This window comes from Variovorax sp. KBW07, assembly GCF_003852515.1.
Lineage (GTDB): Bacteria > Pseudomonadota > Gammaproteobacteria > Burkholderiales > Burkholderiaceae_C > Variovorax.
In genome coordinates, this window is sequence record NZ_QAJK01000283.1 from 1 (window position 1) to 220 (window position 220).

Here is a 220-nt window from a genome sequence, read left to right on the forward strand (position 1 = left end):
TCGGTAAACTGTGATGTGACCTCGTGGAAACACAGAGTGCAACATCGACCCGTCTTAAGATGTTCGCATCTGGGCGGAGTTTGAGCGATCATGTAGAGACCCGAAAGATGGTGAACTATGCTTGTGCAGGTTGAAGTCAGAGGAAACTCTGATGGAGGACCGCCGCGGTTCTGACGTGCAAATCGATCGTCGGACACGAGTATAGGGGCGAAAGACTAAT

1 rRNA gene is annotated in these 220 nt (G+C 50.9%); it reads left to right on the top strand.

The window, feature by feature from the left end:
- Positions 1-97: 97 nt before the first annotated feature.
- A 23S ribosomal RNA gene (locus tag DBV14_RS33690) occupies positions 98-220 on the top strand; the annotation flags it as partial.